The 13,696-nt window shown below is 66.6% G+C and carries 12 protein-coding genes; 4 read left to right on the top strand and 8 right to left on the bottom strand.

Going from position 1 to position 13,696, the window contains the following annotated elements; translation table 11 throughout:
- Positions 1-73: 73 nt before the first annotated feature.
- Together AAHM44_RS14670 and AAHM44_RS14665 are read right to left on the bottom strand one after the other, a co-directional pair.
- Positions 74-1,645: a peptide chain release factor 3 gene (locus tag AAHM44_RS14670; RefSeq protein WP_269573460.1), complete on the bottom strand. Its 1,572-nt coding sequence runs from the start codon at positions 1,643-1,645 to the stop codon at positions 74-76.
- An 86-nt stretch (positions 1,646-1,731) separates the two neighbouring features.
- Positions 1,732-2,598 (bottom strand): aldose 1-epimerase family protein, encoded by an 867-nt coding sequence (locus AAHM44_RS14665; RefSeq protein ID WP_269573459.1) that lies wholly within the window; start codon positions 2,596-2,598, stop codon positions 1,732-1,734.
- Positions 2,599-2,704: 106 nt separating this feature from the next.
- Here AAHM44_RS14665 and AAHM44_RS14660 point away from each other — a divergent pair, with 106 nt between their 5' ends.
- Positions 2,705-3,058 carry a hypothetical protein gene (locus AAHM44_RS14660; RefSeq protein ID WP_269573458.1) on the top strand — a complete coding sequence of 118 codons (354 nt, stop codon included), beginning with the start codon at positions 2,705-2,707 and terminating at the stop codon, positions 3,056-3,058.
- A gap of 2 nt (positions 3,059-3,060) precedes the next feature.
- Entirely contained in the window at positions 3,061-4,818 is a 1,758-nt protein-coding gene (locus AAHM44_RS14655) for a hypothetical protein (RefSeq protein WP_342250441.1), read from the top strand.
- Between the two features lie 6 nt (positions 4,819-4,824).
- Here the strand turns inward: AAHM44_RS14655 and AAHM44_RS14650 are convergent, their stop codons facing one another.
- The 6 genes from AAHM44_RS14650 to rpmI form a co-directional block, all read right to left on the bottom strand.
- Positions 4,825-5,559, bottom strand: a complete 735-nt coding sequence (locus AAHM44_RS14650; RefSeq protein ID WP_342250440.1) for an SDR family NAD(P)-dependent oxidoreductase — start codon at positions 5,557-5,559, stop codon at positions 4,825-4,827.
- Between the two features lie 202 nt (positions 5,560-5,761).
- Positions 5,762-8,173 carry a phenylalanine--tRNA ligase subunit beta gene (gene pheT, locus AAHM44_RS14645; RefSeq protein ID WP_342250439.1) on the bottom strand — a complete coding sequence of 804 codons (2,412 nt, stop codon included), beginning with the start codon at positions 8,171-8,173 and terminating at the stop codon, positions 5,762-5,764.
- On the bottom strand, positions 8,170-9,270 hold the full coding sequence (gene pheS / locus AAHM44_RS14640; protein ID WP_269573455.1) for a phenylalanine--tRNA ligase subunit alpha: 1,101 nt from the start codon (positions 9,268-9,270) through the stop codon (positions 8,170-8,172). The genes pheT and pheS overlap by 4 nt, the downstream gene beginning before the upstream one ends.
- Before the next feature lie 38 nt (positions 9,271-9,308).
- Entirely contained in the window at positions 9,309-9,626 is a 318-nt protein-coding gene (locus AAHM44_RS14635; protein ID WP_446745992.1) for a GIY-YIG nuclease family protein, read from the bottom strand.
- Positions 9,627-9,812: 186 nt separating this feature from the next.
- Entirely contained in the window at positions 9,813-10,178 is a 366-nt protein-coding gene (gene rplT, locus AAHM44_RS14630; protein ID WP_116839693.1) for a 50S ribosomal protein L20, read from the bottom strand.
- Between the two features lie 14 nt (positions 10,179-10,192).
- The gene (gene rpmI / locus AAHM44_RS14625) at positions 10,193-10,396 is read right to left on the bottom strand and encodes a 50S ribosomal protein L35 (protein ID WP_184162896.1); all 204 of its coding nucleotides are present in this window, start codon (positions 10,394-10,396) and stop codon (positions 10,193-10,195) included.
- Between the two features lie 308 nt (positions 10,397-10,704).
- Here rpmI and AAHM44_RS14620 point away from each other — a divergent pair, with 308 nt between their 5' ends.
- Both AAHM44_RS14620 and AAHM44_RS14615 read left to right on the top strand, forming a co-directional pair.
- On the top strand, positions 10,705-12,924 hold the full coding sequence (locus AAHM44_RS14620; protein ID WP_342250437.1) for an AsmA family protein: 2,220 nt from the start codon (positions 10,705-10,707) through the stop codon (positions 12,922-12,924).
- A 228-nt stretch (positions 12,925-13,152) separates the two neighbouring features.
- Positions 13,153-13,602, top strand: coding sequence for a hypothetical protein (locus tag AAHM44_RS14615; RefSeq protein ID WP_269573452.1), 450 nt, complete (start codon positions 13,153-13,155; stop codon positions 13,600-13,602).
- Positions 13,603-13,696 lie beyond the last annotated feature (94 nt).

Raw genomic sequence — 13,696 nt, 5'->3', positions numbered from 1 at the left:
GCGCCGCGGGCCCGCGCCTCGGGGGGCGGGGGGGGGGGGGCGGCCCCCCCCCCCCCACCCCTCGGGTCTGCGCTCAGCGCTCGCGTGTCGCCGCGAACTTCACCCTGGGATAGCGATCGGCAACATAGCCGACCTCCCAGCTCGACTTGGCCATGAACACCGGATTGTCGTCGCGGTCCTTGGCCATGGCGCCCCGGTTCAGGCTCATGAACTCCGCCAGGTCCTTGGGATCCTCGGCCGAGATCCACCGCGCCGTCTCGAACGGAGCCATCTCCAGCCCCGCCGCCACCTTGTACTCGGCATCGAGCCGCGAGATCAGCACGTCGAGCTGCAGCTGGCCGACCACGCCGATGATCCAGTTCGAGCCGATCTCCGGATAGAAGACCTGGGTCACGCCTTCCTCGGCCATGTCGTCCAGCGCCTTGCGCAGCTGCTTGGTCTTGGTCGGGTCCTTCAGGGCGACGCGGCGCAGGATTTCCGGCGCGAAGTTCGGCAGCCCGGTGAAGCGCACATCCGCCTTCTCGCTCAGCGTATCGCCCACCCGCAGCACGCCATGGTTGGGGATGCCGATGATGTCGCCCGGGAACGCCTCGTCGGCCAGTTCACGCTGCTGCGCGAAGAACAGGATCGGCGAGTGGATCGCGATCGGCTTGCCATGCCCGGTCGGCGTCAGCTTCATGCCGCGCTTGAAGGTGCCCGAGACCAGCCGCATGAACGCGATCCGGTCGCGGTGGTTGGGATCCATGTTCGCCTGGACCTTGAACACGAAACCGGTGACCTGGCCCGCATCGGGCGCGACCGGCGCCGGCTCGGCCGGCAGCGCGTGCGGCGGCGGGGCGTGCGTCGCGATCGCCTCGATCAGCGAATCGACGCCGAACTCCTTGAGCGCCGAGCCGAAATAGACCGGGGTCAGGTCGCCGTGGCGATAGGCCTCGCCGTCGAACGCCGGATAGCCCGCCTGGGCCAGCTCGACATCCTCGCGCAGCTTGGCGAGGTTCTCGGGCGAGATGATCTGGTCGAGTTGCGGATCGTCGAGCCCCGAGGTCTGCACCACCTTGCCATGGAACTCGCGGCTGTCGCCCTCGGGCAGCAGCAGGCGGTTGGTGGCGAGGTCGAAGATGCCCTCGAAGGTACCGCCCATGCCGACCGGCCAGGTCATCGGGCACACGTCGAGCGCGAGCAGGTCGGCGATCTCGTCGAGCGTCTCGAACACGTGGCGGCCTTCGCGGTCGACCTTGTTGACGAAGGTGATGATCGGCACGTTGCGCAGCCGGCAGACCTCGAACAATTTCCGGGTCTGGCTCTCGATGCCCTTGGCGACGTCGATCACCATCACCGCCGAATCGACCGCGGTGAGCGTGCGATAGGTATCTTCCGAGAAATCCTCGTGGCCTGGCGTGTCGAGCAGGTTGAAGGTCACCCCGTTCCGCTCGAACGTCATCACGCTCGACGTCACCGAGATGCCGCGCTGCTGCTCGATCTTCATCCAGTCCGAGCGCGCACGCCGCGCCTGTCCGCGCGCCTTCACTTCGCCGGCGAGATGGATCGCGCCGCCGAACAGCAGCAGCTTTTCGGTGAGCGTGGTCTTGCCCGCGTCAGGGTGCGAGATGATCGCGAAGGTACGGCGGTCGGAGGGAGAAGGCATCGCGGCCCTCTAGTCGTCGCGCAGCCTCTCGGCAACGCCTGCGATTTCTCGCACCTGTACTAAACTGCTCCCCCAGGCGATCCGCCCTAGACCCGGAGCGAAACCCGCATCGTGAAGGTCCGCGCCTCGCCCGGCGCGAAGCGCAGCATCAGCGGCTTGTCCCAGATCTCGCCGGTGAAGCCGTACGGATCGGCGATGCCGTGCCAGGGCTCGATGCACAGATAGCGCGCGCCCGGCTTCATCCACAGCCCCAGCGCCGGCGTATCGGGGAAATCGCAGACCAGCTGCGGCCCGCCCAGCGCGCCATAGCTGAGCGACTGGCTGCGCACCGGATTCCACACCAGCGCATCGCGCTCGAACAGCTCGTCATACAGCTCGAGCATCCGGTCCTCGACCGGGCTCTCCCAGCTGTCGGCGTCCATCCAGCCGCCCTTGACGATCGCCGCCAGTTCGCCGGGCTCCTCGTCGGCGAAGACGATCTGGTGCTCCTCCTTGCTCGAGCCATAGGGCAGCGGCCAGGCAAAGGCCGGGTGGAAGCCGAAGCTCGCCGGCATATCGACATCACCGGTGTTGGTCACCGTGATCTCCATCAGCAGCGAAGCGTCGATCAGCGTGAACGCCGCATCGAGCGCGAAGGCGAACGGGTAGACCGCGCGCGTCTCCGCATTGTCGACCAGCCGGAACACCGCCCGGTCCGGCGCCTGCTCGACCAGCGCGAAATCCTGCTTACGGGCGAAGCCGTGCTGGGGCAGCGTGTATTCCTTGCCGTCCAACCGATATTTGTCGTCCATCAGCCGCCCGACGATCGGGAAGAGCAACGGCGCCCGTCCGCTCCAGAAGGCGGGATCCGCATCGGTCATCAGCTCGCGGCCATCCGCATCCCGCAGCGAGGAGAGCTCGGCGCCGAACGGATTGATCGCGGCGGACAGCGACTCGGACTGAATAGAGATCATTCTGGACCTAATAGATCATGGGGAAGACGGCGGCGGATACTATAATCCGGCGACACAGGGGCAAGAGGGGGCAGCCTGAAGGCCAGGCCGCCCGGGAGGAGACACCATGAACAGTCAGACAATCGATGTCATCGGCGATCCCGCGCTGATCGCGGCGATCGCGGCGCTTGCACGGCAGGAGGGCCATGCCGCCTCCGAGCCGATGCTGACCGAATCGATCAGCGACGCGCTGGACGCGCCGTTCGGCGTCGACGAGATCCGCCAGGTCTGCGAAGTCGTCACGATCATGATGGGAGCCGGCACCTCGGTCGTCGGCTTCCTCGCCGCGGTAAAGGCGCTGCTCAAGCGCAGCGAGCCAAAGGGCGGCGGCGAGACCGCGGTGATCGTCAACGATACCCAAAGCCAGGCCCGGATCACCAGGCTGACACCCGATACTGACATCAGCCAGATCGGCGGCTAGCCATGCTCCCCATCATCCAGTTCGATCCGGCCACGATGTCGTTGTTGTACGACGCCCAGCTGATCGGCGGACTGGATGGCGGCGGGCCGATCCAGCAGGCGGTCGCCGCGGTCACCCAGGGCAGGTCCGACGAGGCGATCGCCATTCTGGCATCCATCGACGACGACAGGACCTTCAACCGCGGCCTGCAGATGGTGTCGGCGATCTGGCACGAGAAGCGCCATTTCCTCGATTTCGTGTTCAGCAATTACGGCGCGTTCCGCTTCCGCCAGTTCGTCGAAATGTACGCGAACATGCCCCTCATCCTTCGCGAGGGGCAGGAGGCGGGGAAGATCCATGTCCCCCTCGAAATCTATGCCGATCCCGTTCGCAGCGCGGTCGCGAAGGTCGAGAACCCATCCGCCCACTTAGCCACCCTGGCATCGGTACTGACCCGTCGGCGAAAGATGATCGAGAGGGACCGGGCGCAGGAACAGACGCGCTTCGGGAGGCTCGAGCTGGGCGGCGAGGCACAGCTCGAATGCATGGCCTTCCTGGCGCAGCTCGATTTTGTCGGTACCTATTTCGGCGAGGAGGGCATACGGCGCTTCTACGGCTCGCTGTTCGATGCCGGGCAATTCGCCGCCAAATATCTCTCGCTGATCGAAACCGCCGGGCGGCTGGGGGTGGTGCAGGGAGATGTCACGGCCGAGGATGCGATCACGATCGACCCGTCGCTGCTCGAATGCATCCTGTTCGCATCGCTGCAGACCGACTATTTCGGCGCCTCTGCCCCCGGCTATGCGGCCACCTCCTACCCGGCGGAACGCTTTGCCGCGATCTCGGTGGAACTCACCCAATCCGGCAAGCTGCCGCAACCCGGCGCGCCGCCGCTCACGCCCGAGGATTGCTGGGAACTCGTCGATCAGGCGTGCCGCACCATATTTGGCGAAAGCATCGAGGGGGCCATCGCCAGGGATCTTGCCCTGTTCCGTGCGCAGACCGTCGACAAGATGCGGGGAAACATCCCGCCGGCGCTCGAGACGATGTTGGAGGACTATCTCGGCCTGCGCGAACGCATGCTCGAGGAATTTCGCGAAGACCCCGGCAAGTTCATCTTCTCGGCAAGATTCACCTCGGATCTCGCCGATCGCCTGCAACCGAATTACGTGATGGCGGCAAGCGGCGGAGATCTCGGCGATCCGCCGCCCGGCTACCATCTCATCATGGGCTATGATCATGAGAAGGGAACGGCGGGCGGCCAGGACCTTCCCTATCGCAAATGGTGGTGGGCCTGCGCGCCGACGCATCAGGCGGCAGGCGCAGCGCCGGACCGGCTGGGATTTGCCAACCCCTCGGTCTGGTACTCGGTGATGGACTTCTACGCCCCCACCGCCAAGCTTCTCATGAACGGACGCCGGCTCAGGACGCTCATCGGGCCCGAACTGCTCTTCGCCCAGCAGCGGCTGACGAATGATTTCCAGATAGAAATCGAGATATATCCGAGCTTCGCCTTTCCGGACGAGACGCTGCCGGTGGAGGTTTTCTACTATTACTACGGCACCGACCGGCTGAAATGCGACATGTCCTCCGTCCCGCTCACGCGCCCGGAAGGCGTGGCGATAAACCCCTGGACGCTACGGCGATGGCCGGGGCTCGCCCGGCACATGATCACCACGCTCGGGGATCATGACTTCGCCTATTTCACCTTTGTTCGCGACTGGTCGCCCTGGGTGATATCCAGCGCCGCCTATGACGAGATCCGGCCCTTGATGGCGTGAGCGCGCTCAGCCCTCGCGGTGGATCGCGAAGGCCTGCCAGCTCTGGTTGACCGGCATCAGCTCGAGGCTGTTGATGTTCAGGTGCGGCGGCAGCGTCGCCACCCACAGGATCGTCTCGGCGATGTCCTCGGCGGTCATCGGGTTCACGCCGCCATAGAGCTTGTCCGAGGTTTCCTGGCTGCCGGTGCGCACCAGGGTGAACTCGGTCTCGACCATGCCGGGCTCGATCGAGGTGACGCGCACCCCGGTGCCGTGCAGGTCGGCGCGCAGGTCGAGGCTCAGCTGGCGGACGAACGCCTTGGTCGCCGCGTACACATTGCCGCCCGGATAGGGATAGGTCGCCGCCACCGACGACAGGTTGATGATCGCGCCCTTGCGCGCCACCAGCATCGGCAGCAGCTTGTGGGTGATCGAGACGAGCGCGGTCACGTTCGTGTCGATCATCGTCTTCCACTTGGTGAGCGACGCCGCCTGCGCGGGATCGAGGCCCAGCGCCAGCCCGGCATTGTTCACCAGCAGGTCGAATTCGCGGAAGCCCTCGGGCAGCGAGTCCAGCGCCGCGTCGCGGGCTTCCTCGTCGCGGATGTCGAAGGCGAGGGTGCGGACATTGTCGCGCTCCAGCGGCGCCAGCCGCTCCGCCCGCCGCCCGGTCGCGACGACATTCCACCCCGCATCGGCAAAGGCCAGCACACAGGCCTCGCCAATCCCCGAAGTGGCGCCGGTGATGAGTGCGGTGGGCATGGGCTGGCTCCTCGTGCTGCGGTGCCGCGGCTATGCGGCGCGCGAAGCGGCAAGGCAACCGGCTCTCGCCCCAATCCGTCACCCTGAACTTGTTTCAGGGTCCAACTCTCCACGAGCGATATCGCTCGCGGCGCATTGGATGCTGAAACGAGTTCAGCATGACGAGATTGGTACTCCATCCTCCCGTCAAGGGAAGTGCCGGTCAGCCCCGCAGCACCGCGCTCTGCTTGGCCGCGGCGGCGACCACCTTGTCGGCGACCGCCTTCAGCTCCTCGTCGGTGAAGCTCTTCTCGCCCGGCTGGAGCGTGACTTCGATGGCGAGGCTCTTCTGTCCCTCCGGCACGCCGGTGCCGGTGAACACGTCGAACAACCGCGCATCGACGATGGTCGCCTTGTCCGCGCCCTTGACGCTGCGGACCAGGTCCCCTGCCGCCAGCGTCGCCGGCACCAGGAAGGCGAAGTCGCGCGTCACGGCCTGCAGCGCGGGCGGCGTATAGGCCGTGCGCATGAAGCCGGTGCCGCCGCGCTTGCCGGGCAGCGCATCGAGATAGAGCTCGACCGCGGCGACATCGCCGTCGAGGTCGAACGCCTTGAGCACGCTCGGGTGGACCATGCCGAATGCCGCGAGCACCGTCTTGGGCCCCAGGCGCAGCGTCGCCGACTGGCCCGGGTGCCAGACCTCGCCGGCCTCGCCCATCACCTGCAGGTTGGCCACCGGCGCGCCGGCGGCCTCGAGCAGCGCCAGCGCCTCGGCCTTGGCATCGAAGGCGGTGAAGGGCTGCGCCTTGCCACCCTGCCAGCCGCGCGGGGTCTTCGCGCCCGCCAGCAGCACGCCGAGCGTCACCCGCTCACCGTCCGCCAGGTAGCGCCGGCCCAGCTCGAACAGGCGCACCGAAGTCGCGCCGCGCTTGAGGTTGCGCTCGGCAGCACCCAGCAGGCCCGGCAGCAGCGACGGGCGCATGACCTTCATGTCCTCGCTGATCGGGTTGGCCAGCGTCCAGGCACCGCCGCCGAAGGGCGCCGCCTCGCTCTCCGAGACGAAGCTCCAGGTCACCGCCTCGTTGAGCCCGCGCGCCGCCGCCGTGCGGCGCAGCTTGCGCTCGAGCTTCTGCTCGGGCGTCGCGGTCGGCTTCGCCACGCCCGGCACGCGCGAGAGCGGCGTGGACGGCACGTTGTCGATACCCTCGATCCGGATCACTTCCTCGACCAGGTCGGCCGGGCCATCCACATCGCGGCGCCAGCTCGGCGCGGTGACGCGCAGCGCGTCGAAGCCCGCATCCAGCTCGACCGGATCGCCATTGCCGTCGAGCGGCTGGACCGTGAAGCCCAGGCTCTCGAGGATCTCGACCTGCCGCGCCGCCGGCACCGCCAGCCCGCCCAGCGTTTCGGCCAGCTTCGGATCATAGCCCGTGGTCACGCCCACCTTGGGCAGCACCCCCGCGCGCGTAACCTCGCTCGCCGTGCCGCCGCACAGCTGGATCACCAGCCGCGTCGCGATCGCGATGCCGTCTTCGAGGAACTGCGGATCGACGCCCCGCTCGAAGCGCGAGCGCGCATCGCTGGTCAGGTTGAGCTTCTGCCCCGCCCGCGCGATATGCTCCGGCTCGAAATAGGCGCATTCGATCACCACCTCGGTGGTCGCCTCGGACACGCCGGTGTCCTCGCCGCCCATGATCCCGCCGATATCGTGCACGCCGTTGGCGTCGGCGATCACGGTGATCGTCTCGTCTAGCGTATAGGTCTTCTCGTTGAGCGCCAGCACCTGCTCGCCGGCCGTCGCCTTGCGCACGGTCAGCGCGCCCGACAGCTTGGCCTTGTCGTACACATGCAAAGGCCGGCCGAGATCGATCATCACATAGTTGGTGATGTCGACCAAAGCCGAGATCGGCCGCTGGCCGATCGCCTTCAGGCGCCGCTGCATCCATTCGGGCGACGCGCCGTTGGTCACGCCCGAGACCGTCTGGCCATAATAGGCCGGGCACCCCTCGGGCGCCTCGATCCTCACCTCGGGCCCCGCGCCCGCAACCGCAACCGGCTCGGCATCGAGCGGCTTGAGCGTACCCAGCCCCGCCGCCGCCAGGTCGCGCGCGATCCCGCGCACGCCCATGCAGTCCTGGCGGTTCGGGGTGATCGAGATGTCGAACACCGGATCGTTGAGATCGGCATAGTCGGCGAACGCCGTGCCCACCGGCGCATCGGCCGGCAGCTCGATGATCCCGTCATGATCCTCGCCCAGCTCGAGCTCGCGCGTCGAGCACATCATGCCGTTCGATTCGACTCCGCGCACCGCGGCGACCTTGAGCGCCATGCCGTTCGCCGGCACCACCGCGCCCGGCGTCCCGAGCACGCCGACCAGCCCCGCGCGCGCATTGGGCGCGCCGCAGACGACCTGCAGCACCTGCTCGCCGGTATCCACCGTCAGCACCTGCAGCTTGTCCGCCTGGGGATGCCGCTCGGCGGTCAGCACCTTGGCGACGCGGAAGCCGTTCAGCTTCTCGCCCGGATTCTCCACGCCTTCCACTTCGAGGCCGACGCGGGTCAGCGCCTCCTCGATGTCGGTCAGCGAGGCGTCGGTGTCGAGATGCTCCTTGAGCCAGCTCAGGGTGAACTTCATGCGCCCACTCCCCCGCTCAGCGTGGGCACGTCGAGTGCCGAGAAGCCGTAATGCTTGAGCCAGCGCAGATCGCCGTCGAAGAAGGCGCGCAAGTCGTCCATCCCATATTTGAGCATCGCCAGCCGGTCGACACCGGTGCCGAAGGCGAAGCCCTGCCATTCGTTCGGATCGAGGCCGCAGCTCTCGATCACCTTGCGGTGGACCATCCCGGAGCCGAGCACTTCCATCCAGCCGCCATTGTCGCTCTTGCGCGGATCGCCGCCGATCACGCGCTTGCCGTTCTGCCAGGTGAAGCCGACGTCCACCTCGGCCGAAGGCTCGGTGAACGGGAAGTAGCTCGGGCGCAGCCGCAGCACGATGTCGTCGCGCTCGAAGAACGCCTTGAGGAAGGTCTCCAGCGTCCATTTCAGGTGGCCGAGCGTGATCCCCTTGTCGATCACCAGCCCCTCGATCTGGTGGAACATCGGCGTGTGCGTCGCATCGCTGTCCGAGCGATAGACGCGGCCCGGCGCGATGATCCGGATCGGCGGCTTGTCCTTGACCATCGTGCGAATCTGCACCGGCGAGGTGTGGGTGCGCAGCAGATATTTCTGGCTGCCGTCTTCCTCGCGCGGGAAATAGAAAGTGTCGTGCATCGCCCGCGCCGGATGCGTCTCGGGGATGTTGAGCGCGGTGAAATTATGCCAGTCGTCCTCGATCTCAGGACCGGTGGCAACCGCGAAGCCGAGATCGGCGAAGATCTCCGCCAGCTCGTCCATCACCTGGCTCACCGGATGCACCGAGCCGGCGGCCACGCCGTCGACCGGCAGCGTCATGTCGAGCGTCTCGCTGGCCAGGCGCGCATCGAGCGCCGCCTTCTCCAGCGTGCCCTTCCGCGTCGCCAATGCCTCGGTCACTGCCTCGCGCAGCGAATGGATGCGCGGGCCGGTTTCCTGGCGCTCTTCGGGGCTCATCCCGCCCAGGGTCTTGAGCAGGCCGGTGATCGCCCCCTGCTTGCCAAGCGCATGCACGCGCACGGCCTCGACGGCGTCGAGCCCCGCCGCTGCATCGATCGCGCCGAGCAGGTCGGTGCGGAGCTGGTCCAGATCGGTCGTCAACTTGTCACCTCGTCATTCCCGCGGAGGCGGGAATCCATTCACACTGTCGGTAGCGGCTCGAAGCCCAGCCCGATCGCAAGGTCAACCCATTCCGGGTTCGATTGCTCGATCAGGTTCAACTTCCAGTCGCGATTCCATTTCTTGATCCGCTTTTCACGCAGGATCGCGGCTTCCATGTCGCCATGCATCTCGTACCAGACCAGGCGCAAGGCATGATGCGCATGCGCGAAGCCTTTCGTGATCCCCTGGCGATGCTTGTAGAGCCTGCCCACCAGGTCGGAGGTCACGCCGGTATAGAGCGTTCCCGCCCGTCCGCTCGCCAGGATGTAGACGCACGGATATTTCTCCACCGCCACCCTCCCTCACACCGTCATCCCCGCGAAGGCGGGGATCCATTGCCGCTGAACAGGAGGAAAGAACCCCGCCGTCAGCCTAAATGGATTCCCGCCTTCGCGGGAATGACGAAAGAAGAAGCGGCACAAAGAAAAAGGGCGCCGGTGTTGCCACCGGCGCCCCATTTTCTCGTACTCGCGCAGGTCGCCTTAGGCGGCCTGGGGCAGAGCCGCCTTCGCCTGCGCGATGATGGCGGTAAAGGCTTCGCCTTCGTTCATGGCGATATCGGCCAGGACCTTGCGGTCCAGCTCGATGCCGGCGAGCTTCAGCCCGTGCATGAACTGCGAATAGGTCAGGCCTTCGGCGCGGACACCGGCGTTGATGCGCTGGATCCACAGACCACGGAAGGTCCGCTTCTTAACCTTGCGGTCGCGATACGCGTACTGGCCGGCCTTTTCGACGGCCTGACGGGCGATGCGGATCGTGTTCTTGCGACGACCGCGATAGCCCTTTGCCTGCTCAAGAATGTTCTTGTGCTTGGCCTTGGTGGTTACACCACGCTTAACTCGTGCCATTTGTCAGGCCCTCCTTACTTCAGACCGTAGGGCGCCCACGCCTTGATGTGTGCAACATCGGCGTCGGCGAGCACGGAGGTGCCGCGGTTCTGGCGGATATACTTCGCGTTGTGCGAAATCAGGCGGTGGCGCTTGCCGGCGACTCCATGCTTCACCTTGCCAGTGGCGGTGAACTTGAAGCGCTTCTTTACGCCGCTCTTCGTCTTGAGCTTGGGCATTTTCGTCTCCTTATAGTTCGACGATTGCGGACACGCGCGGCAGCCCATTCAGCCGGCGCATCCCTACGATCGCGGAAAGCGGGGCCCCTAGCCGAAGAGTCGGGAGAGCGCAAGGTGAGTCTCTGGACTCCCCTCCACCCTACCCCGTCATCCCCGCGAAGGCGGGGATCCATTGGCACTGAAGCCGGATGGAGCCGCACCGCCAGCCAGAATGGATTCCCGCCTTCGCGGGAATGACGAGGGATAGTCTGGGATGCCGGCAAATCCCCGAATCGGAACCCCTTGGCATCGCCGGGCTTTCTCCCAGCATGGCCGATCGCGAAGCCCCGATAACCGCAGCCGACCCGGCACCAGCGCCCGCCGACGCGCCCGCGCGCCCGATTCGTCCCCTCGGCACGCCCCTCGCCAGCGTCATCGCGGTCGCCGCCACGCTCCTCGGCCTGGTCGTCCTCGCCTGGACGATCCTGTTCGTCACCAAGGGCCGCTTCCTCAAGCACAGCTTCGAGCGGATCGTCGCCCAGCAGACTCACCGCGAGGTGAAGGTCGCCGGCGACTTCCAGCTCTATTTCAACCCGCTCAACGTGAAATTCGTCGCCGAGGGGATGACGATCTCCAACCCCGCCTGGGCCGGCAAGGGCAATTTCTTCGAGGCGAAGCGCATCGATTCGCGCATCTCCACCTGGGGCCTGATCACCGGCCGCCGGCGGATCAACTGGCTGGGCCTCGAGGACGGCCGGATCGACCTGCGCTGGGACAAGGACGGCAAGCGCAACAGCTGGACGTTCAGCGAGGAAAAGGGCGAGCCGCTCGACCTGCCGGTCATCCGCCGCGCGCTCGTCCAGGGCACGATGATCCGCTACATCGATCCGCGCATGCAGGTCGAAGCTGGGATCCGCATCCACACGGTGGAAGCGAAGGACACCCAGTTCGCTTCGTCGATCGGCTTTGACGGCGCCGGCACGGTGCGCGGCACCCGCTTCGTCATGAACGGCGCGCTGCTCACCCCCAACGCCACCGTGTCGGGCGGCAGGAACCAGCTCAAGCTCCATGCCGAGGCGGTGCGCACCCAGGTCGATGTCTCGGGCACGCTCCCCGGCGCCACCGAGATCGAGGGCGCCGACCTCCACATGAATGTCCGCGGGGCGAACCTGGCGGACGTCTTCATGCTCGCCGGCATCGCCGTGCCCGACACGCGCACCTATCGCCTCACCTCGGCGCTCACCAAACGCGGTGACGAATGGCGCTTCACCGGCCTCAAGGGCCGCTTCGGCGACTCCGACCTTGCCGGCAAGATGACCGTGAAGATGACGCGCCCGCGCATGCTGCTCACCGCGCAGCTCGCCACCGACACGCTCGACATCGTCGATGCCGGCCCGTTCATCGGCTACAATCCGAACACGCTGGCGGCGAAGGGCGCCGCCGGTGCGATCACCCAGGTCTCCGGCACGCCGCGCCTGCTGCCCGATGCGAAGCTCCGCATAGACGCACTTCGCAACTTCGACGCGAAGGTCCACTGGACGGTGCGCGACGTCCGCGCGCCGAGCATGCCGGTGTCGAACATCGAGCTGGGGCTCGATCTCGACAACATGCTGCTCAAGCTCAGCCCGCTCAATTTCAGCATGGCGCGCGGCACGGTCAGCTCGGACATCAGCATCAACGCGCGCAAGCAGCCGGTCTTCACCGATTACGACATCCGCCTGTCGCCCACCCCGATGGGCACGTTGCTCGCCGGCTGGGGCGTCGAGCAGAGCGGCACCAGCGGCACGGTCAAGGCGCGGGTGCAGATGACCGGCCTCGGCGACAGCGTGCGCGAATCGCTTGCCAATTCGAACGGCCGCATCGCGATCATCCTGCCGCGCGGCTCGCTATGGACACGCAACGTCCAGCTGTCCGAGATCGATATCGGCACCTTCGTCCAGAAGATGTTCGAGAAGAAATTGAAGGAGCCGGTGCAGATCAATTGCGGGCTGATCGGCTTCACCGTGCGGAACGGCGTGGCCGCGGCGGATCCGATCCTGATCGACACCCAGAAGAACGTCATCCTCGGCCGCGGCGGCTTCAGCTTCCGCAACGAGAGCATCGACCTGGCGGTGCGCGCCGACAGCAAGAAGTTCAGCCTGTTCTCCGGCCAGTCCCCGGTCGGCCTGAACGGCTATTTCGCCCGGCCGGGCCTGAACGTGATCTCGCCCGAGCTGGTCGCCCGCGCCGGCGTCGGCTTGGGGCTGGGCGTCGTCGCCAGCCCGTTCGCGGCGATCATCGCGTTCGTCGATGTCGGCGATGCCAAGGCGGCCGCCTGCGGCCCCGTCCTGGAAGGCGCCCGCGCCGCGGCCCAGCGCACCACCAAGGGCAAGCCCCGCGACGATGTCGGCAGGGGGACGACGAGCAAGTCGGAGAATGGCGGGCGGGCGGGACTGAAGGGGGGAAGGTCCTACCGCCGTCATCCCCGCGGAGGCGGGGATCCATTGCCGCCGGTGGCAATGAGACTCACGTCGATCAGCCAGAATGGATCCCCGCCTTTGCGGGGATGACGATGAGAATCGACGATGGCCCGCTATTCCCCAAACAGATCCCCGGCGAAGGCCGGGGCCCAGTCCCGGCGCACTATCGAAGGCACCGGAACCTCGCGAGCGACATCGCGGCTGGACCCCGGCCTTCGCCGGGGAGCGGCATCCACCCAAATCGGTTCGCAAACCGGATTGACGCCACCTCCGCGATGCCGGACCCTCTCCCCACAAACCGCCATCGGAAGGGGAACGATGCGCATCCACCTGCTGCTCGCCGCGACTGCCGGCCTGGCCCTGGCCACCATACCACCCGCCACGCCCGAGGCACGCGCGTCCACCGTGCCCTTCTGCGGCACCGGCCTGGTAGCCGGATTGGCGATCTGCCTCAGCTGGAACATCAAGCGCTCGGAATATCGAACCCTGGTAGCGCGGGCCAATGCCGGCGACCGGGATGCCGCGCTCACCCTCGCGCAGTTCGAAGACGAACGCGACGATATCCAGTCCGATGGCCGCAAATGGTGGGCTCGCGCCGCACAGCTCGGCGAATGCCAGGCCATCCGCAAACTTCGCGATGATGCCGCAAGTGCCGGCAATGCCCGCCTCGCCGCGCATTGGCGGAAACAGGTGGACCGGTATCGTTGCACGGTTCGCGTTTACGGCGAGCGTTGGATGGGTTCGCGCTGGCTGCTCGGAAAGCAATAGCCACGCCCCGACCTGCCCGGCTTGCAAAATAGGATTTCGCCTGCTGGGCTTCCGCAGCGGGCTTCGGCCCGCCGCTATTTCAACCGTCGGAAAT

Origin of the sequence: Sphingomonas sp. OTU376, assembly GCF_038440415.1 — a bacterium.
Classification (GTDB): Bacteria; Pseudomonadota; Alphaproteobacteria; order Sphingomonadales; family Sphingomonadaceae; genus Sphingomonas; species Sphingomonas kyeonggiensis_A.
The sequence above is the reverse complement of the archived record's forward strand: the minus strand, read 5'-3'. Positions and strand labels throughout refer to the sequence as shown.

Coding starts and splice junctions, on each gene's coding strand:
- AAHM44_RS14670 (WP_269573460.1), bottom strand. CDS start 1,645: ATGCCTTCTCCCTCCGACCGCCGTACCTTCGCGATCATCTCGCACCCT.
- AAHM44_RS14665 (WP_269573459.1), bottom strand. CDS start 2,598: ATGATCTCTATTCAGTCCGAGTCGCTGTCCGCCGCGATCAATCCGTTC.
- AAHM44_RS14660 (WP_269573458.1), top strand. CDS start 2,705: ATGAACAGTCAGACAATCGATGTCATCGGCGATCCCGCGCTGATCGCG.
- AAHM44_RS14655 (WP_342250441.1), top strand. CDS start 3,061: ATGCTCCCCATCATCCAGTTCGATCCGGCCACGATGTCGTTGTTGTAC.
- AAHM44_RS14650 (WP_342250440.1), bottom strand. CDS start 5,559: ATGCCCACCGCACTCATCACCGGCGCCACTTCGGGGATTGGCGAGGCC.
- pheT (WP_342250439.1), bottom strand. CDS start 8,173: ATGAAGTTCACCCTGAGCTGGCTCAAGGAGCATCTCGACACCGACGCC.
- rplT (WP_116839693.1), bottom strand. CDS start 10,178: ATGGCACGAGTTAAGCGTGGTGTAACCACCAAGGCCAAGCACAAGAAC.
- rpmI (WP_184162896.1), bottom strand. CDS start 10,396: ATGCCCAAGCTCAAGACGAAGAGCGGCGTAAAGAAGCGCTTCAAGTTC.
- AAHM44_RS14620 (WP_342250437.1), top strand. CDS start 10,705: ATGGCCGATCGCGAAGCCCCGATAACCGCAGCCGACCCGGCACCAGCG.
- AAHM44_RS14615 (WP_269573452.1), top strand. CDS start 13,153: ATGCGCATCCACCTGCTGCTCGCCGCGACTGCCGGCCTGGCCCTGGCC.